Origin of the sequence: Streptomyces sp. Go-475, from assembly GCF_003330845.1 — a bacterium.
Classification (GTDB): Bacteria; Actinomycetota; Actinomycetes; order Streptomycetales; family Streptomycetaceae; genus Streptomyces.
Genome location: NZ_CP026121.1, coordinates 1874511 through 1891774 on the forward strand (window position 1 = coordinate 1874511; position 17264 = coordinate 1891774).

At 71.4% G+C, this 17264-nt stretch carries 22 protein-coding genes; 3 read left to right on the forward strand and 19 right to left on the reverse strand.

Annotated features, from left to right (window positions below):
* Positions 1-59 precede the first annotated feature (59 nt).
* The gene (locus tag C1703_RS08585) at positions 60-1478 is read right to left on the reverse strand and encodes a hypothetical protein (RefSeq protein WP_114251337.1); all 1419 of its coding nucleotides are present in this window, start codon (positions 1476-1478) and stop codon (positions 60-62) included.
* Between the two features lie 306 nt (positions 1479-1784).
* Here C1703_RS08585 and C1703_RS08590 point away from each other — a divergent pair, with 306 nt between their 5' ends.
* Positions 1785-3614 carry an endonuclease/exonuclease/phosphatase family protein gene (locus C1703_RS08590; RefSeq protein WP_114251338.1) on the forward strand — a complete coding sequence of 610 codons (1830 nt, stop codon included), beginning with the start codon at positions 1785-1787 and terminating at the stop codon, positions 3612-3614.
* 44 nt (positions 3615-3658) lie between these two features.
* On the opposite strand, the gene C1703_RS08595 is transcribed toward C1703_RS08590, so the two are convergent.
* The 5 genes from C1703_RS08595 to C1703_RS39220 all read right to left on the reverse strand — a co-directional run bounded on the left by C1703_RS08595 (position 3659) and on the right by C1703_RS39220 (position 6643).
* Entirely contained in the window at positions 3659-4360 is a 702-nt protein-coding gene (locus C1703_RS08595) for an antibiotic biosynthesis monooxygenase (protein ID WP_114251339.1), read from the reverse strand.
* A gap of 463 nt (positions 4361-4823) precedes the next feature.
* Positions 4824-5189: a DUF3618 domain-containing protein gene (locus C1703_RS08600; protein WP_114251340.1), complete on the reverse strand. Its 366-nt coding sequence runs from the start codon at positions 5187-5189 to the stop codon at positions 4824-4826.
* Entirely contained in the window at positions 5186-5605 is a 420-nt protein-coding gene (locus tag C1703_RS08605; protein ID WP_114251341.1) for a phage holin family protein, read from the reverse strand. The genes C1703_RS08600 and C1703_RS08605 overlap by 4 nt, the downstream gene beginning before the upstream one ends.
* Before the next feature lie 145 nt (positions 5606-5750).
* Complete coding sequence (locus C1703_RS08610; protein WP_114251342.1) at positions 5751-6491, reverse strand: hypothetical protein; 741 nt, start codon at positions 6489-6491, stop codon at positions 5751-5753.
* Positions 6488-6643 (reverse strand): hypothetical protein, encoded by a 156-nt coding sequence (locus C1703_RS39220; protein ID WP_198678119.1) that lies wholly within the window; start codon positions 6641-6643, stop codon positions 6488-6490. The genes C1703_RS08610 and C1703_RS39220 overlap by 4 nt, the downstream gene beginning before the upstream one ends.
* 154 nt (positions 6644-6797) lie before the next feature.
* On the opposite strand from C1703_RS39220, the gene dapA reads away from it, so the two are divergent.
* Entirely contained in the window at positions 6798-7742 is a 945-nt protein-coding gene (dapA, locus tag C1703_RS08615) for a 4-hydroxy-tetrahydrodipicolinate synthase (protein ID WP_114251343.1), read from the forward strand.
* On the opposite strand, the gene C1703_RS08620 is transcribed toward dapA, so the two are convergent.
* The 13 genes from C1703_RS08620 to C1703_RS08680 all read right to left on the reverse strand — a co-directional run bounded on the left by C1703_RS08620 (position 7743) and on the right by C1703_RS08680 (position 16279).
* Entirely contained in the window at positions 7743-8954 is a 1212-nt protein-coding gene (locus C1703_RS08620; RefSeq protein ID WP_114251344.1) for a WD40 repeat domain-containing protein, read from the reverse strand.
* Positions 8951-9508: a SigE family RNA polymerase sigma factor gene (locus C1703_RS08625; protein ID WP_114251345.1), complete on the reverse strand. Its 558-nt coding sequence runs from the start codon at positions 9506-9508 to the stop codon at positions 8951-8953. Before C1703_RS08625 ends, C1703_RS08620 begins: the two co-directional genes overlap by 4 nt.
* Before the next feature lie 166 nt (positions 9509-9674).
* Complete coding sequence (locus C1703_RS08630) at positions 9675-9899, reverse strand: hypothetical protein (RefSeq protein WP_114251346.1); 225 nt, start codon at positions 9897-9899, stop codon at positions 9675-9677.
* A 145-nt stretch (positions 9900-10044) separates the two neighbouring features.
* Entirely contained in the window at positions 10045-11286 is a 1242-nt protein-coding gene (locus C1703_RS08635) for a site-specific integrase (protein ID WP_114251347.1), read from the reverse strand.
* The gene (locus C1703_RS08640; protein WP_114257342.1) at positions 11286-11486 is read right to left on the reverse strand and encodes a helix-turn-helix domain-containing protein; all 201 of its coding nucleotides are present in this window, start codon (positions 11484-11486) and stop codon (positions 11286-11288) included. The genes C1703_RS08635 and C1703_RS08640 overlap by 1 nt, the downstream gene beginning before the upstream one ends.
* Before the next feature lie 2 nt (positions 11487-11488).
* Positions 11489-12859, reverse strand: coding sequence for a replication initiator protein RepSA (gene repSA / locus C1703_RS08645; protein WP_114251348.1), 1371 nt, complete (start codon positions 12857-12859; stop codon positions 11489-11491).
* Positions 12852-13037, reverse strand: coding sequence for a hypothetical protein (locus C1703_RS08650; RefSeq protein ID WP_114251349.1), 186 nt, complete (start codon positions 13035-13037; stop codon positions 12852-12854). The genes repSA and C1703_RS08650 overlap by 8 nt, the downstream gene beginning before the upstream one ends.
* A gap of 88 nt (positions 13038-13125) precedes the next feature.
* Positions 13126-13443 (reverse strand): SpdD-like protein, encoded by a 318-nt coding sequence (locus C1703_RS08655; protein ID WP_114251350.1) that lies wholly within the window; start codon positions 13441-13443, stop codon positions 13126-13128.
* Between the two features lie 12 nt (positions 13444-13455).
* On the reverse strand, positions 13456-13611 hold the full coding sequence (locus C1703_RS08660) for a hypothetical protein (protein WP_114257343.1): 156 nt from the start codon (positions 13609-13611) through the stop codon (positions 13456-13458).
* A 12-nt stretch (positions 13612-13623) separates the two neighbouring features.
* The gene (locus C1703_RS08665) at positions 13624-13815 is read right to left on the reverse strand and encodes a mobile element transfer protein (RefSeq protein WP_053670683.1); all 192 of its coding nucleotides are present in this window, start codon (positions 13813-13815) and stop codon (positions 13624-13626) included.
* Positions 13816-13836: 21 nt separating this feature from the next.
* A complete protein-coding gene (locus C1703_RS08670) occupies positions 13837-14520 on the reverse strand; it encodes a DUF2637 domain-containing protein (RefSeq protein ID WP_114251351.1) in 684 nt (227 codons plus the stop codon).
* Between the two features lie 43 nt (positions 14521-14563).
* Entirely contained in the window at positions 14564-15919 is a 1356-nt protein-coding gene (locus C1703_RS08675) for an FtsK/SpoIIIE domain-containing protein (protein WP_114251352.1), read from the reverse strand.
* A 3-nt stretch (positions 15920-15922) separates the two neighbouring features.
* Positions 15923-16279 (reverse strand): hypothetical protein, encoded by a 357-nt coding sequence (locus C1703_RS08680; protein WP_114251353.1) that lies wholly within the window; start codon positions 16277-16279, stop codon positions 15923-15925.
* Between the two features lie 162 nt (positions 16280-16441).
* On the opposite strand from C1703_RS08680, the gene C1703_RS08685 reads away from it, so the two are divergent.
* A complete protein-coding gene (locus C1703_RS08685; RefSeq protein WP_114251354.1) occupies positions 16442-17173 on the forward strand; it encodes an XRE family transcriptional regulator in 732 nt (243 codons plus the stop codon).
* Positions 17174-17264: the final 91 nt, after the last annotated feature.

Genomic DNA, 17264 nt, shown 5'->3' on the forward strand with positions numbered 1-17264 from the left:
ACCTCAGGGGCGCGGGGAACGGCGCGACAAGCCACGACGACGCACCCGCTGAACTCGGATCAACCACCCTGCTGCGACCGCGCCTTGAACGCGGCCTTCCGCGCTTCCTTCGCCACCTTCTTGTCGGGATGCAACCGCCCCATCGCTTCCAGCACATCAGCGGTCGCAGGGTGATCGACCCGCCACACGGCCTCGAAAAACCCACCGTGCTGCCGCGCCAGCCCCTCCACCAGCGCCCGCAGCTCCTCGGAGTTCCCCTCCGCGGCGAGCTGCGCGGCCACCGTGTCGATGGTCAGCCAGTACACCATCGCCTCGGACGGCGCGGGCACGTCCACCGCACCGTGCTCGGTGAGCCAGACACGGGCGAGGCCACCCAGCTCGGCGTCGTCGAGCACCTCCCGCAACGCCGGCTCGGCCGAGGCGCCCACCAGCGACAGGGCCTGCTGGCACCGCAGCCGCCGCAGCGGCGCCCCGGCGTCGGAGCCCCGGGCCGCCGCCAGCAACTCCCGCGCGGCGGCCAGCGATTCCCGCCGCTGGAGCCACTGCTCGGTCTCGGCCTGGGCAGCGCCCGGCGGGAACGCGGCCGTGCCGTCGAGCAGTGCGTCGGCCCCCTTGTCCGCGAGGTCGCCGACGGCCGGCGCCTCGAATCCGGCCTCCAGCAGCCGGGCGCGCATCCCGTACAGGCCGAGCGGGGTGAGCCGGACCATGCCGTAGCGGGAGACGTCGGTGTCGTCGACGGGCGCCGCGGGCTCCTCGTCGGCATCGGCCATGAGCGCCTCGTCGACGGGCCGGTAGGCCACGAGCCCGACCGGCTCCAGCATCCGGAACTGGTCGTCCAGCCGCATCATCGCGTCGGAGACCTGCTCCAGGACGTCGTTGGTGGGCTCGCCCATGTCGCTGGGCACGATCACCGAGGCGGCCAGGGCCGGCAGCGGCACGGGGGCGTCGCCGGGTGTGTCCTCGCCGGCGGTCAGCAGGTAGAGGTTGCCGAGCACGCCGTCGAGGAACTCGGCCTCGGCCTCGGGGTCCCAGTCGAGGGCGGAGAGGTCGACCTCGCCGTCCTCGTCGACGAGACCGTCCAGGTCGGGCACGCTCGCGTCGGCGAGCACGGTCTCCAGGGCCGCGAGCCACACGGCGAGCACGTCCTGCGGGGAGCCGCCGGTGAGCAGCGCGAGGTCCTCGCCCGCGCGGACGGTGCCCTCCTCCTCGTCGACGACCTCGACGAGCCCGGTGTCCACGGCCACCCGCCACGCCTCGCCGGCGTCGGCGGCGGCGTCGTCCCCGCTCAGCCCGAGCACCTCGGCGGCGGCGGGCAACTGCTCGTCGACGAGCCCGCCCCCGGCGTCGACCCGGGTGTCCGGCCCGGCCCAGCGGGCGAGCCGGGCGGCCCGGGACAGCAACGGCGTGGACAGCGCGTCGCGCGCCAGCTCCGCTTCGGGGTGCAACCGCACCGGCGGCAAGGGGGAGCTGTCTGACATCGGCTGTTTCTCCTAGCGGCGCCTCATACGACTCAGCCGCTCAGCCTAGACGGATTTCCACCCATGCCGCCCACTTCATCTCCCCGTCAGCCGCCGTACATGGCCGAAACCTTGACAAGTGATGTGAGCAGGCTGGAGATTGACGCGCGTAGAAGTCGGCGGACACTTGTTCACCGGGCCTGCCCCACCACGTGGCCCGTCCGCCGCCGTCTACGCGCGTCACACCGCCCGCCCCACAGGTAGCGGCAGACAGTCCGAGCACCACCCTCGTCCCGGCGCCCTGTCACGTCCCCGGAGGGAATCCCGTTGCCGAGCAAGTCGTCCGCGCGCCTCGCCGCGCTCACCGTCGCCGCCGCGTGCTCCGCGGCATCCACGATCGTCCTCACCACCCCCGCGCACGCGGAATCGGTCCGCGTCCACGACATCCAGGGCAGCACCCGGATATCCCCGTACGCCGGCCGGCAGGTCACGGACGTGACCGGAATCGTCACCGGCGTCCGCACCTACGGCTCGTCCCGCGGCTTCTGGATCCAGGACCCGAACCCGGACGCCGACCCGGCGACCAGCGAGGGCGTCTTCGTCTTCACCAGCTCCACCCCGAAGGGCGTGGCCGTCGGTGACTCCGTCAAGGTCAGCGGCACGGTCTCCGAGTACGTCCCCGGCGGCACCACCTCCGGCAACCAGTCCCTGACGGAGATCACCAAGCCGACGACCACGGTCCTCTCCAGCGGCAACCCGCTTCCCGCCGCCACGACGATCGACGCGAAGTCGGTCCCCGCCGCCTACGCCCCGGCCGGCGACACCGCCGCGAACGGCTCGGTCAACGCCCTCCCCCTCCAGCCCGCGAAGTACGCCCTGGACCACTACGAGTCCCTGGAGGGCATGACCGTCCGGGTCGCCGACACCCGCGTGGTCGGCGCCACCGACCCGTACACCGAACTCTGGGTGACGGTGAAGCCGCACGAGAACCGCAACCGCCGCGGCGGCACGGTCTACGGCTCCTACGACGCCCAGAACACGGGCCGCCTCCAGATCCAGTCCCTCGGCCCGACGGCGGACTTCCCGAAGGCGAACGTCGGCGACACCCTCACGGGCACCACCGCAGGCCCCCTGGACTACAACCAGTTCGGCGGCTACACCCTGGTCGCCGGCGAGCTCGGCACGCTGAAGAGCGCCGGCCTGCAGCGTGAGACCACCCGCGAGCAGCGGTCCGCGGAACTGGCCGTCGCGACCTACAACGTCGAGAACCTGGACCCGACGGACGACACGTTCGCCGCCCACGCCGCCGCGATCGTGAACAACCTGCGGTCGCCGGACATCGTGTCCCTGGAGGAGATCCAGGACAACAACGGCGCGAAGAACGACGGCACGGTCGCCGCCGACCAGACCCTCACCAAGCTGATCGACGCGATCGTCGCGGCCGGCGGCCCGCGCTACGACTGGCGCTCGATCGACCCCGCGAACAACACCGACGGCGGCGAGCCGGGCGGCAACATCCGCCAGGCGTTCCTCTTCAACCCGGAGCGCGTCTCGTTCAGGGACAGCCCGGGCGGCGACGCCACGACGGCCACCGGCGTGACGAAGATCCGCGGCAAGGCGCACCTGACGCTCAGCCCCGGCCGCATCGCCCCCGCCGACGAGGCCTGGAAGAACAGCCGCAAGCCCCTGGCCGGCGAGTTCGTCTTCCGCGGCCGCTCGGTCTTCGTGATCGCCAACCACTTCAACTCCAAGGGCGGCGACCAGGGCCTGACCTCCCAGTACCAGCCGCCGTCCCGCAGCTCCGAGACCCAGCGCCACCAGCAGGCCACGCTGGTGAACGCCTTCGTCAAGGACATCCTGGACACCCAGAAGAACGCGGACGTCATCACGCTCGGAGACATCAACGACTTCGAGTTCTCCCAGACCACGAAACTCCTCGAAGGCCGGGGCGAACTGTGGTCCGCGATCAAGTCGCTCCCCCGCAGCGAGCGTTACTCGTACGTCTACCAGGGCAACAGCCAGGTCCTCGACCAGATCCTGATCAGCCCGTCGATCCGCCGCGACTGCGACTTCGAGTACGACAGCGTGCACGTCAACGCGGAGTTCAACGACCAGATCAGCGACCACGACCCGCAGGTCCTGCGGTTCCGCCCGTAGCACGACGTGGGCCGGCCGGACACCGCGTCCGGCCGGCCCGCCCCTCAGGGCACCAGCCCGAGCACGTGGTCGTACCGCCTGACCGAACCGCTCTCCAGCAGCCCGGGCCAGTTCTGCACCCGCTTCCACAGCTCGGTCGCCGAGCCGACACCGTCGCCCGGCGCGGCCAGGGCGTCGATGTGCGCCTGGGCGCTCTCCCACTCGGCGTAGTTGAGCACCCGGGTGCCGTCCGTACTGAGGTGGAAGTGGGCGGAGATACCGCCGGGATGCGGTTCCGGCTCGCTCTCCAGCGCCTCGAACACCGCGTCGACCCAGGCGCGCTGCCGGTCCGGGTCGGGCCCGTCGAACCGGACGTCGACGATCACGACACACCCCGGAACGGGCGCCGCGCCCTCACGCGCGCCGCTGCGGTAGTGCCGGTACCGCACGAGTTCCACCCGCTCGATCCCCGGCACGGCGGTGTCGATCTCGTCGACGCGCTCCTGCCGGTGGCTCTTCACGAACGCCTCGTACGCCGGCTCGCTCCGCCACTGCGAGTAGTGCAGCAAGGTGTCCCCGTCGTGCCCGGCGTACACGTGGTACCCCAGCAGGTCTCCGGTCGGCCAGGGCCGCCGCTCCCAGGCCCGCGCGATCGCGTCCACGGCCTGCCGCTGCCGCTCCGGGGTCCCGACCCGCCAGGTACTGAAGAAGGGAGCACCGATGCGCGGGTCGGTGAGATCGGGATGCTGTTCGGTCCGCCGGGTCATGGAACACTCCAGTCGTGTACGCCGATTGCTACACCCCTCACCCTTCAACCTCGACCGAACTTGAGGTCAAGCGGGGTTCCACGACTCGGCGCGCTGCACTGGGGCCGGGTGGGTCCGCAGCCCGGCGTAGCGGGGTACCTCCCCAAGCTCTCGGCTTCGCTCGAGCAGGGGGGACCCCCACGCCCACCCGTGCCGCCCCTAGCGGCACGCATGCCCGCGGCCAAGTCAGCCGGCGGGGCGGGAGCCACGACGCGCCCGCACCCGCGCACGGCGGCAAGGGGACATTCCGGGGGGGTGTCCGCCCGCAGCGGTTGGCGCGTCAACGAACGGTCAGTCGGCACGCGAGTCAACCGCGCCGTTCCGAGGACGGACACTCCCCGGCGCGGCCCCGACCCACCACCCGGCGTCAGGCGAAGACACGCACCCCCACGCAGCCGCACAGGCCGCCGCAGGCATCCCCACGTCACCGATGCCCGTGCGCATGCCTCCACCGCACCACCCCGACAGCCACCACGGCCCCCGCCGCCCCGGCCATCAGCACCGGCTTCGGATGCCGCATACCGGCCTGCACCACCGTCCGCACCGGCCGAGGCCCCACATGCGCGGCCCGGTCCTGCACGGTGTGCCCCGCCTGCGCCGCACTGCTGCGCAACTGCACCGTCATCGCCCCGGCCTTGTCCCGCAGGTCGGCGGCCCGCGCCAGCGCACGCCCCTTCACATCGGCCTTCCCGGCCAACTCCTCCACGGTGTTCCCGAGTTCACCCCGCGTCCGCTCGATCTGACGCCGCAGCTCATCGGGCCCCTTCGCCCCACCCGTCGGCTCCGTCATCGATGCGCCCTTTCCTTGATCTCCTCGACGTCCGCCTTCACGCTGCCGATCGCCTGCTCGGGCGTCGGCGGCGCGGCCCGCCGCAGCTGCCCCCGCCCCATCGCGGCCAGCACCGCCGCGATCAGGAACAGCACTCCCGTCACGATCAGCGCCGCGGCCCACACGGGCAGTACCAGTGAGAGGGCGGCGACACCCGTACCGGCCAGCGCGAGCAGCCCGGCGTACGCGACAGCGCCCGCCGCACCGAGCAGCCCACCGCCACGCCCTGCCCGCCGCCCCTTCTCGGCCAGTTCCTCCTTGGCGAGAGCCACTTCCTGCCGTACGAGTCGGGAGAGCTGCTCCGCGGCCTGTCCGACGAGCTCACCCACGGTGTGGTGCTCGTCGTGCACGGCCCGATGTTCCATGGTCCCGGTCACGGTGTTCCGCCTCCTCTCGACGTAGGAAACCCCGAGTACCCGGACACCCCCCGACTACCCCTGCGGCCGGACCCCACCGCCCCCCAGGACTCGACCCAGCTGCCCACCCCCAAAAAAACCGGCACGGGCCACCGGCACAGCCCCGCTACCCCCGGGAGGCACCCCCACTCCCCCGCTCCCGAAGCCGAGCCAACTGCACCTGAAACCAGTCGAGCCGCGCCTGCAACAGCGCGGCCTCGGCGACGAGTTCAGGCACCCCCATCCCCTCCGCCGCTTCCACCCCCGTCACTCCGCCCGCCCCTGTGACTCCGCCCGGCACCGTCACTCCGCCCGGCCCCGCCGGCGCCCTGCCACCACCGGTCACGACCCGCACCCCGTCCCCCGCCAGCCGCGCGAACCCGGCCGGCGACAGGGACGCCCGCCCCCGCAGGCACCCCCCGCAGCAGGGCGCGAGCGCCCGCCACCCGACTCGCCCCCACCCCGCGTCCACCAGCGCACCAGCCCCGGCGCCGCAGGCACAGGCCCCCACCGTCACGACCCGCACCCGCTGCCGCGCATAGCGGAACCCGCGCTCGAAGCGGATGTAGGCCCCGAGGACGGAGACCTCCAGCAGGACGGCGGCCCGATGGTCGTCCGCGCACAGCAGCGCCTCCGCCGCGGCCCGGTCGTGCACGCAGTGGAAGCCGCAGTCGCAGCGGCGATGCGGCACCCGGTGCCGCAGCCCGTACACGCAGGACGCGTCGGCCACCACGCCGTACGGGAGCGCGCCGCCCAGCGACACGCCGGTGAACCCGGCCCGGGTGCCGTCCTGGGACAGCACCGGGTGGGCGATCTTGTATCCGGTCGGCGGCTCCGTCGGACGCTCCGCCGGAAGCCGCAGCCTCATCGGGCGACCGGAACCTCTTCGGACGCGGTCTCCTCGACGTCCCGGAGGTCAGGGAGGTCAGCGAGGGCAGGGAGCTCGATCCCCTCGTCCCGGACCTGGACCTGCGGCTGCTCCTCCGCGACCCCGATGGCCAGTGCCTTGCCGAGCTTCATGACGCCTCCCATGACATCCCGTCCGCGACCGTCCTGGCCATGGTGACTCATCCCGACCCCGCTGGGAAGGACACCCCTCCATGAAGGAACCCTTAAACATACCCTGAAGATAAATTAAGTAGAGCTACTCAATCACGCTGCCGACACTACTCGCATGACAACGCCACCCCCCGCCAGCACCCCTCATCACCCCGCCCGCACCCCTCACCTCACCCGCACCCCCGACTTCGGTCGCACGCTGTGCGCCATGGTCACCCCGTTCTCCCGCTCCGGCGCCCTGGACCTGGACGGCGCCCAGCGCCTCGCCGCCCACCTGGTCGCGAACGGCTGCGACGGCCTCGTCCTCTCCGGCACGACGGGCGAGTCCCCGACCACCACGGACGCCGAGAAGTCCGCCCTGATCGCGGCGGTCCGCGAGGCCGTGGCCGACCGGGCCTCGATCGTCGCGGGCGTCGGCACCCCCGACACCCGCCACACCGCCGAACTGGCCCGGGAGGCCGAGAAGGCGGGCGCGGACGGCCTGCTGGTGGTGGCGCCGTACTACAGCAGGCCCCCGCAGGACGCGATCGAGGCCCACTTCCGGGAGATCGCCGACGCCACCGGGCTCCCGCTCATGCTCTACGACATCCCGGCCCGCACCGGCACCCGCATCGAACCGGAGACGCTCCTCCGCCTCGCCGACCACCCCGGGATCGTCGCGGTCAAGGACTGCTCCAACGACTTCCTGGCCGCCCAGAAGATCCTGGCCCGCACGGACCTGGCCTACTACGCGGGCTGCGACGAGCACAACCTCGCGCTGTACGCCGTGGGCGGCACCGGCTATGTCAGCACGGTCGCGAACGTGGTCCCGAACCACCTGCGAGCCGTGCTCGACGCGTTCGACGCGGGCGACACGGCACAGGCCGCCCGCCTCCAGCAGCGGGCCACTCCACTCATCGAGGCGATCATGTCGGCAGGCCTGCCGGGCACCGTCACCGCCAAGGCGCTCCTCACCGCACTGGACCTGCCCGCGGGCCCGGTCCGCGCACCCCTGCGGCCCGCCGACCGCGCCACGGCCGACGGGCTGCTCTCGCTGCACGGGGACCTGCTCAACAGGTGATCACCGCTCGGCGAACACCGGCTCCCACCGCCCCTTGGTGTTGTCCTTGGGCGACCGGAATCCACTGAGCGGAGTCGTCTTCTCGCGGCCGACGGTCACCAGCACCAGCCGCTGGTGGAACTCGTTCCCGTCCGGCCCGATGTCCCAGGCGACCAGCGTGTTCCCGTCCGCCCAGGCGAGCAGCTGCTGCCCGCGCACCTCGCGCTGCTTGCCGGTGCGCGCGTCGAGGACGAAGGAGGACGTCTTCCACTTCTGCCCCGCGAACGGACCGGCGACGAGCCGCCCGTCCGGCGAGACCCCCGCCTCGACGGACCACTCCCGGTACCGGTCCGGCGCGGGCCCGGGCACCACCTTGCCAGTGAAGTCGTAGAACATCCTCCGGGGTTCGGTGGGCAAGCCGGACCAGACGAGACGGTTGTCGCTGGTGAACGAGAAGTCCTGGCGGGAGTTGATGAACGCGTCCGGGTTCTGCGCGCTCCCGCCGATCTCCACCCCGGCCCAGGAACTGCTCCCGGAGGCCACGTCGATGACGTGGAACCCGGTCCGGGACGACTCCGTGAACGGGGGGTCCCAGCCCTCGGAACCCTCGACCTTCACCAGCCGGTCGGGATTCTCGCTGTACGTCGTCGCGACGAGCTTCCTGCCGTCGGACGAGAACTCCACGCCCGCCACCGGCCGGTCGACCGGGATCCACCGTTTGACCTGGCCGCTCGCCAGGTCGAGCAGCCCGATGCGCGGCACGGGCAGGTCCCGCTCCAGCACGGCGGCCGTCGTCATCCCCGGGGCGACGGCGACGTAGGACCAGCGGTCGTCCTTCGCGTACTTCTTCGTCCTCGGGTTCAGCAGCCAGTACGTACGCTCCGAGACGGCACGGTCGGCGGACTGCTCGACGGTCGCCCTGGTGAAGTACGCGGCCAGCGCGACCCGCCCGGCCGCGATCATGTCGCGCGGCGGCGACTGGTCCGGGTGAGCGGTGATGCCGCTCTGCTCCACCCCGCCCGAGGGACGGACGTCCTCCTTGCCGGAGTCCAGCACGGGCACGGCCACGGCCACGGCGACCACGGCGGCGGCCGCCGCGGCGACGGTCGCGAACCGCCGGCTGCGACGACGCCGGCGAACCGCCAGCACACGGTCGGCGAAGCCGGGCGGCGCGGGCTGCTGCCCGGCGGCCTGGTCGCGCAGCGCGTCACGCACGAGTTCGTCGACGTTCACTGACGGACCTCCACGGGCGAGTAGTCACGGGACGGCGGCTGCTCGGCGGCGGCCGGCCCCAGGGCGGCCAGCTCGGGCGCGAGGGCACGCAGCCGGGCGAGGGAGCGGTGGGTGGCGGACCGGACGGTGCCGACGGAGCAGCCCAGGATGCGGGCCACCTCGCCCTCGGGCAGGTCCTCGAAGTAGCGCAGCACCAGCACGGTGCGCTGCCGCGCGGTCAGCCGGGCGAGCGCACCGCGCATGACCAGACGCAGCTCGGCGGCGCCGGAGGCGTCCGGATCGGTACCGGTCTCCGGCGGTTCGGCGACGCTCAGCTCGCGCCGCGGCCACTTCAGCCGCCAGCGGCTGACCTGCTGCCGGTAGAGGACCTGCCGGACGTAGGCCTCGGGTTCGTCGATGCGGTGCCAGCGGCCCGCCGCCTTGATCAGCGCGTTCTGCAGCAGGTCCTCGCCCGCGTGCCGGTCGCCGCCGCTCAGCAGGACCGCCGTCTTCAGCAGCGCGGACGACCTGTTCGCCACGAACTCCCGGAAGCTCTCCTGCGCTTCGGCATCCATCGTCACCTTCGCTCTCCCCCGGGGCGGACCCTGTGCCCGCTCCCCGTATCCCTTGTGACGCGCGCGAGGTCCTCCCGCTATGCCACCCGCCAGGAACAAAAACGGGACGGCCCGTATCGCAGGCGCCTGCGATACGGGCCGTCCCCTCGACGTGCCCTCCGGCGGCTCAGTTCCAGGCGTACCCGTCACCGAACAGCAGGGTGTGCTCCAGCACGTCCTCCATCGGGTCATCGACCTGGCCCGTGTTGATCAGGCCGATTCGGGGGCCGTTGTGCGAGTTCTTGTTGGTCTCGTCGGCGTGCGCGGCCCCCGCCGGCAGCCAGTACACCGCCAGCACCGCGACCGCCCCCACCAGACAGCGCGCCACGGCCCGCCCCCGCTCGTTCCTCATGCCCCGGTCCTCGTTTCGTCGGTTCGGCGAATGATCGGACACTGCGTCCACCCGTTCATCTGCCAAGCCCACCACGAGGTCACGCCCGGTCATCCGTACGGGATCGTCAGTTGTGGCTGTTCTGAATCATGAGCAGGTCAGACGATCAACCCGCCTCAGGGGCCGTTTCGGGGCCGTCATCGGTGCTCTCCGGGTCCCGGAAGACGCGATCCACGGCGGCCCGGGTGCGCGCCTCGCTGTTCGGCATCAGGTGCGTGTACGTGCGGAGAGTGAAGCTCGGGTCGTGGTGACCCAGGTACTCGCTCAGGGCCTTGATGCTCTCCCCCGCGGCCAGGAGCACGGAGGCGTAGAAGTGACGGAGGGCATGCATGCCGTTCTCGCGTCCGAGCGGTATGCCGGCCGAAGTGAGAGCCGGACGCCATACGGACCGGTTGAAGCGGAACCGGTGCAGCCATTGACGCCGGGCGTTGACGAACAGCAGCGAGGCCGTGACGGGCGGGCCGTCCGGGCTCTTCCACGGCAAGGTGACCTCCACCGGCTCGTGCTTCGTGATGTGGGCCGCCAGCGCGAAGGAGACGGTCTCGGGCAGCGGAACGTGACGTTCCTTGCCGCCCTTCGGCGGCCCGAAGATCGCTTGCACGCCGCGTATGAGCTTGACCTGGCGGACCACGCGAACCGTGCCGCTGAGGAAGTCGATGTCCTCAACGGCAAGGCCGAAGATCTCGCCCTGTCGGAGCCCGCAGCCTGCCCCCAGGGAGACCACCTCTTGGTACGCGTCCGGCAGCGCCTCGTGCATGGCCATGACGCGATCGAGGGACCACGGCTTGACCTTCCGGCCGTCGAGGGAGGGCGCCCGCACCGATCGGGCACGGCACGGATTCTCCGCGATGATCCGGTCTTCTACGGCAGCAGTGAAGACCGCCGACACGTTGGCGAAGATCGACCGCCGGTAGGACGCAGCACGTCCCGTCTCCTCCAGCTGGCGCATCCAGGCCCGCAGGTGCGAGGGCCGGAAGGACGCCATGGGCCGATCGCCGAGGTACGGAAGGGCATGGACCCTGAGACGAATCTCGACGCTCTCACGGGTCACCGGGTCGATGGTCAGCGCCGCCATCCATTCCTTGGCGTACCGCGCGAAGGTCACCGAGCCCGCAGCCGGGTCGATGTACCGACCCTGGGACATGTCCGCCTCGATGTTGGACAGCCAGGCTTCGGCCTTGCGCTTCTGCTTGTCCGGGAAGCTCTTGGACTTCTCGGAGCCGTCCGGCGCGATGTACCGGGCATGGTAGCGGTGGCCGACGCCGAAACGGTCGGTCTTGACCCTGACCGTCTTGCCGTCCGGGCCGGGGAGGGCCTTGTACCAGCGATCCTGAACGTGTCCGGCCATCAGGCAGCAGCCCCTTCTATGCGGGACTTGACCCATGCCTGTACGTCCTGCGGGTCGAACCTGAGATGCCGACCGACCCTGAAGCCGCGGGGCCCTATGTGCTTCCTCCGCCACTGGTAGACGGTCTCGACGCTGGGCAGCTCGAAGAGCTGGACCAGGTCCTCAGGCGTGAGATACCGATCGGGCAGCCGGGTCGGCATGGTCACCACTCCCTTTCATCTGGCAGCGCGGCGAGCGCTTCGCGGGCGGTTTCGCGGTTGAGCTGGAGGTCGCGGGCGATCGTGGCGGCGAGGACTGATTCGCCGGGGGTGTGGCCGTGTCCGGCGTACTGCCAGTCGGCCAGGACCAGGACGGTGTCGGGCTCGCGGTCCTCCAGACCGAGGGCGGCGTGTTCCTGGGCGGCGCGGTAGTCAGCGCGGGCCTGGCGCAGGGCGCCGAGGGTGGTGGAGTAGCGGCGCGACTTGGAGGAGAAGTGGCCCCGGAAGCCGAGCATGTGAGCCCAGGCCCACAGGCGCCGGTCCGGGTAGAGCGGGTCGAGCTGCTTGCAGGCCTCGATGAGGCGGCGGGTGTGATCGGGCACGCCGTGGCGGTCGAGGTCGGAGAGTTCGCCGATGCGGCGGTCAAGGGTGCCGGTGTTCTCGGCAGCCTTGGTGGCGTACTTGGCCACGTACGAGGCGACCGCCTGCTCGGTGATCTGGGAGCCATCGCCGAAGGCCTTCACGGGCCGGACGTCGAGCTGGGTGCCCCAGCGGAAGGTCCGGGCGGGCTGGTCCTCGGCGGCCGGGACGGAGACCGAGGTGTAGGAGTGCGCGGCAGCTGCACGGATCGCGTCGGCTAGGAGATCGACCGTCGCCCAGGACGGCGGAGCGGTCTCGGGTCCGTTGGGGCCGTCGATGCGGACGACGGCGTGGAAGTGCAGGGCGCCGCGCTTCTGGAACTCTGCGACCTTGGCGTAGGAGAGGCGGGCGCACTCTTTCAGCTCGCGTTGGGTGATGCCGGCGCGGGCGGCTATCTCGCGGCGGAGACGGTTGGTGAAGCGCTGCCAGAGCTGCCCCGCGTGGTTGTTGAACAGCACAGCGCCCGCGTAGTCGTATTTGGCCGGGTCCAGGGCCGTGCCGAGGGCGGGATCGTCGGCGGCGTGGCGGGTGCCGCAACGGCAGACGCCCCGGTCGGGCCGGTTGTGGACCGGGCCAAACGAGGGGGCGGTGAGGGTGGCGAAGACGCGGGGATGATCCCGGACGGTGGCGGGGATGTCGCGGCGGTCATCGCCAGCCAGGCCCGCGCGGATGAGGTGGTAGGTGTCGCCCGCGTACGTCCAGGCGCAGGACGGGCAGCGGGAGGCCCGGCGGTTGCCGCAGGCGACACGGAGACGGCCGCCCGGCTCGCTCTCGGTGGAGTAGTGGTGCAGGGTCTCGCCGGTGGTCTTGTCCTTGGTAAGGGTCCAGCCGGTCAGGTGGATGGGGTCGGCGCAGCCGCCGGTGCGGCGGATCTGCTCCTGCCAGCGGTCGAAGTCAGAAGCCGAGGCCACCCTCAGCAGGTCGCCGAGGGTGGTCGGGTCGAGCAGGTCAGGCACGCGCACGCTCCGGAACGCGGCGGGCGGGGACGGTGCCCAGGCCGTCGCAGGCCGGGCAGTTGGCCCTGATTGTGGGCAGGTGGCCGTGCCGGTCGCGGCTGCCGGTGATGATGGCGGCGGTTGCGAAGCCGTCGCAATTCGGGCAGATGCGGGGCGCGGGTGCGGTGCGGTCGGTCATGCTGGGTGTTCCTTCCGGTTGCGAGATCGGACAGGGACGGCTCCCGGAGCGGACGAGACTTGGCGGTTGAGGCCGCTCCGGGGGCCGGTCAGCGTCGCTTCGTCTCCGAGGCGAGGAGCGAGCGCAGGACGACGGCGCAGACGGCGACCGAGGCGCCGGTGATGGCGACCGCCAGGAGCATGGAGACCAGGACGGCGCCGACGACCAGGACCACGGCGGTGCCGCCGCCGACGAGGGCGAGAGCGGTGCCGGGGGTGAGCTGCACCGTGGGCCGGGCAGGAGCCGGGGCCACCGGGGCAGGCGGCGGGGTCTGGGAGGCCGGGACGATGGTGGTCGGCTCGACCACGACGGGCGGCGTGGCTTGGCCGGTCGGGGTAGGCATGGTCGGGATCTTGGGGCGGAGCATCAGCGATCTCCTCTACTTGACGAAGGTGTCGATGGCGGGGGCCAGGACGCTGTCGGCGAGGAGGAAGCCGCCGAGCAGCAGGACGGCGATGAGCCAGGCGGGCGGGCGGATGAGCTTGACGCCGAGGTAGCCGACGGCGAGCAGCGCGAGCCAGAGCGGTACTTCCATGGCCATGGCCTCCTAACGGACCTTGCAGCGGTGGGTGCGGGCGGCGAGCTGGGCGGCGGACTGGCTGGTGTAGTCGGCAGACCAGCCGCAGCCGTCGGAGCTGCACACGGCGGCGTGCTTGGTCCGGCCGTGCCGGTCGCGGTGGGTGCCGATCTGCACCGGTCCGATCCGCATCACGGAGTGGAAGAAGTCGCGGGCAGGCATGACGGGTGTTCTCCCTTCGGGTCAGGCGAGTTGGGCGGCGATGGCGTGGGCCAGCTGGGGCGGGACGCCGAGTCGGGCGCGCAGGGTGTCGGTGTCGATCGGCGAACCGGTACGGGCGCGGTGGTCGTCGGCGACCTTGCGGGCGTGGTCCACCAGCGCGGCCGGGACCGGCACAGCCGGAGCAGCGGCGGCCGGGGCAGGCTCGGCCGGGGCGGGCTCGGCAGCCGGAAGTGCGGGGGTGTCGACGACTGCCGAGACCGGCTCAGCCTCCGGTTCGGTCTCGGTAACCGGCTCAGTGACCGGGGTTGCGGGTGCCGGCGAATCCGGCACCCGGTCCTCGGCGGACTTGGGCGCGTGGGCGAGAAGCGTGCCGCCGAGGAAGGCCACGGCGGGCCACCCGGCGACGCCGAGCCGGAGCAGGGCGGGCGGGTGTTCCAAGTCCAGGAACCCGGCAGTGGCGACGTTGGCGCCCAGCGAGGCGAACAGGGCGACGATGAACCAGCACCAGGCCAGCCGGGACGGCCCGTCACTGCGGAGCCGTCGCCACGCGGCCACCAGGAGCAGGTCGACACTGACCGGGTAAGCCCATGCCTTCCAGCCCGTCTGTCCAGCAGCGGCGGCCAGGTCATGCAAGTGGGCGAAGGACAGGGCTCCGGCGATCACGGCCTGAACCAGGACAGCATCGGGGCGGATCGAGCGGGTCATGTCGTCACCTCCTTCGCGAGGTTGGGCAAGGGACGAGGCGGGATCAGGCAGCGGCCGGGGCGGACTCGACCGCCGGGGCCGGGATTGGCTTCGGACCGCCGAGTGCGGGTCGGAAGGGAGCCAGGGCGGGCAGGTCCGGGGCCAGGTCGGCGTACCGGTTGCAGGTGTTGACGGCCTGCCGAAGCGAGGTGTGCGGGGCGCGGATCCGGGCCCAGCCACCGGTCGAATCGCCCGTGATGGCGACACCGGGCATGTCGGTGGAGATCTGGATCGCGGCCAGCACGGCATCCGGCGCGATGTCACCGAAGGCCATGTTCGCGCTGGACTCGTCGTTGACGCGGTGCGCAGTACGGCCGGTGAGCTGGGCGCGGAGCATCGTGATGCCCTTGCCGAGTTCGGAGCCGAAGCGCTGCCCGCAGATCTCCAGGTAGATCCCGGCCGCCCGGCCGAGCTGGGCCAGCCGCGCGAGGGCGGTGATGATCCGGTCCCGTCGCTTCTCCTCCTCCTTGGTGGCGAAGAGAGCGAGTTCGGCGACCTCGTCGACCAGGACCACGATGGGCACGGGCCGCAGGTCATCCGGCAGGTTCCAGATGTCGGCGGCGATCTCCGCATCCGGTACGTCGGCGGTGATCCGCTGCTCGGCGCGGATGAGCTGGTAGACGTCTTCCATGTGCGCTACCAGCGCGTCGAGGAGTTCGGCGGCGGTGTCAGGGTTGTCGGCCAGCGCGGAGAACCGACGGGCCAGCGGGAAGAGTTCCACTCCCTGCTTGCAGTCGATGCCCACCAGGGCGACCCGTTGCGGGGCGAGCGCGGCTACCAGGTTGCGCTGGTAGACGGACTTGCCGGACTCGGTGGCTCCGAGCGTGAGCGCGTGGGGAACACCCCGGTAGTCCCGGAAATGAACGGCGCCGTCCTCGCGCAGGGCGACCGGAACCCGCATCGGCCGGGTGTCGCACTTAGCAGGCATCTGCACCCGCTTGAGCACGTCATAGCCGGTCATCCGCACCTCGACCACGCCGGAGCGCAGCTCGCGGGAGGTGACACCGTACATCGCGAACGAGTGCCGCAGCCGGTCACACGAGGCCGCCACGTCGAAGGCGTCCTGACCGGGCCGGAGTTTGAGCCGCAGCACCAGACCGGTCCGGGTCGGCCGTACCCGCAGGATGCGCGGGGCCCGGGGGCCGGGAATGGCCCGGTTGGTCATCCGCGCCAGGGTCAGGCGCCAGCGGGGAGCCGGGACGGTCAGGCCACAGGCGTCCATCACGGACGGGTACCGGAGCAGGACCCGCAGCGTCGCCAGGGTGACGCCGAAGGTCAGCCAGTACCAGGCGGGGCGCCGCCACCGCAGGAGACCCGCAGCGGCGACGACCAGCACCAGGGCGACGGTCAGCCAGGTCATGGCTCAGGCCGCCTTCGCCTGCTCAGCACCGGCAACGAGCGAGGTGACTGCGACCGCACGGAACGCGATGCCGTGCCGCTTCTGGCCGTTGAACTCGTTCTCCCACGGCCGGGCGATCAGCCCCGTCAGCGCGACCGGGGTACCCATCGCCAGCTCGCCCGAGATGCCGCTCTCCGGCACTGTGACGTTCAGGATCTCGACCTCGCCGTTGAGGGCGAACATCACGCTCACCGTCATCAGCTTCGCGCCCGTCTCGGCGTCCGTGGCGATCTCGCCGGTCCGGCGGTCACGGACCTTGGGCTCCGGGGTCTGGGCGACCATCACGGTCGCGGTGGAGGTGTCGACGGGAATCTGACGCATCGTCTGTTCTCCTGATCTGAGGGAGATTTGGAACCGGCGTTCATCGCCGGTGAGATCAGGAGACCGCGAGAGGTGGTGGACGCATCACGGTCCGTATGGACGTTCAGGGACGTCTGAGCTATCGTCAAAACGTCCCTGCTACGTCCCACGAGAGGGCACGCCATGGCGAACGAGCGTCTGCGCGCGGCGATTTCAGCGAAGGGCGAGACCATCCAGTCGGTGGCCCAGCAAGTGGGTGTCGACCCCAAGAGCGTGGAGCGCTGGATCACGACCAACCGCACGCCGCACCGGGGGCACCGCTGGAAGGCCGCGAGCTTCCTCGGCGTCGACGAGGTCTACCTGTGGCCCACCGTCGAGAAGCAGGCAGAGTCCGCGAGCACCTCTGAGCTGATCACGTACTACCCGCACCGGGGTGCCGTACCAGCCGCCCTGTGGTCATCCCTCATCGAGAAGGCGAAGGACCAGGTCGACATCCTCGTGTACGCGGGGCTGTTCCTCTTCGACAACCACCCGGATCTGCCATACGAGTTGGCGGAGAAGGCCAAGGCCGGAGCCCAGGTTCGGGTCCTGCTCGGTGACCCCGACTCGGAGATGGTCCGCCAGCGCGGCGAAGAGGAAGGCATAGGTGGCGACCTGGCTGCGCGTGCCCGGATCACCCGGCGCTACCTCGAACCGGCGATGACGACGCCGGGCGTAGAGGTCCGGCTGCACGACACGATCCTGTACAACTCGATTTATCGGTTCGACGACGACGTGTTGGTGAACCCGCACGTGCTCGGAGCACCGGCCGGGCAGAACCCGGTGCTGCACTTCCGGTACATCCCCGGCGCCCGCACCTTCCGGCACTACGTGCGGAGCTTCGACTACACCTGGGAACGCGGACGCCCCGCGTAGCAACGGCACGGCGTCTTCGAGGGTCGGGGCAGCGGGCGCCGGCGGAACCGGCACCCGGTCCACCGTCGACTCGGTTCGTCTGCCAGACATG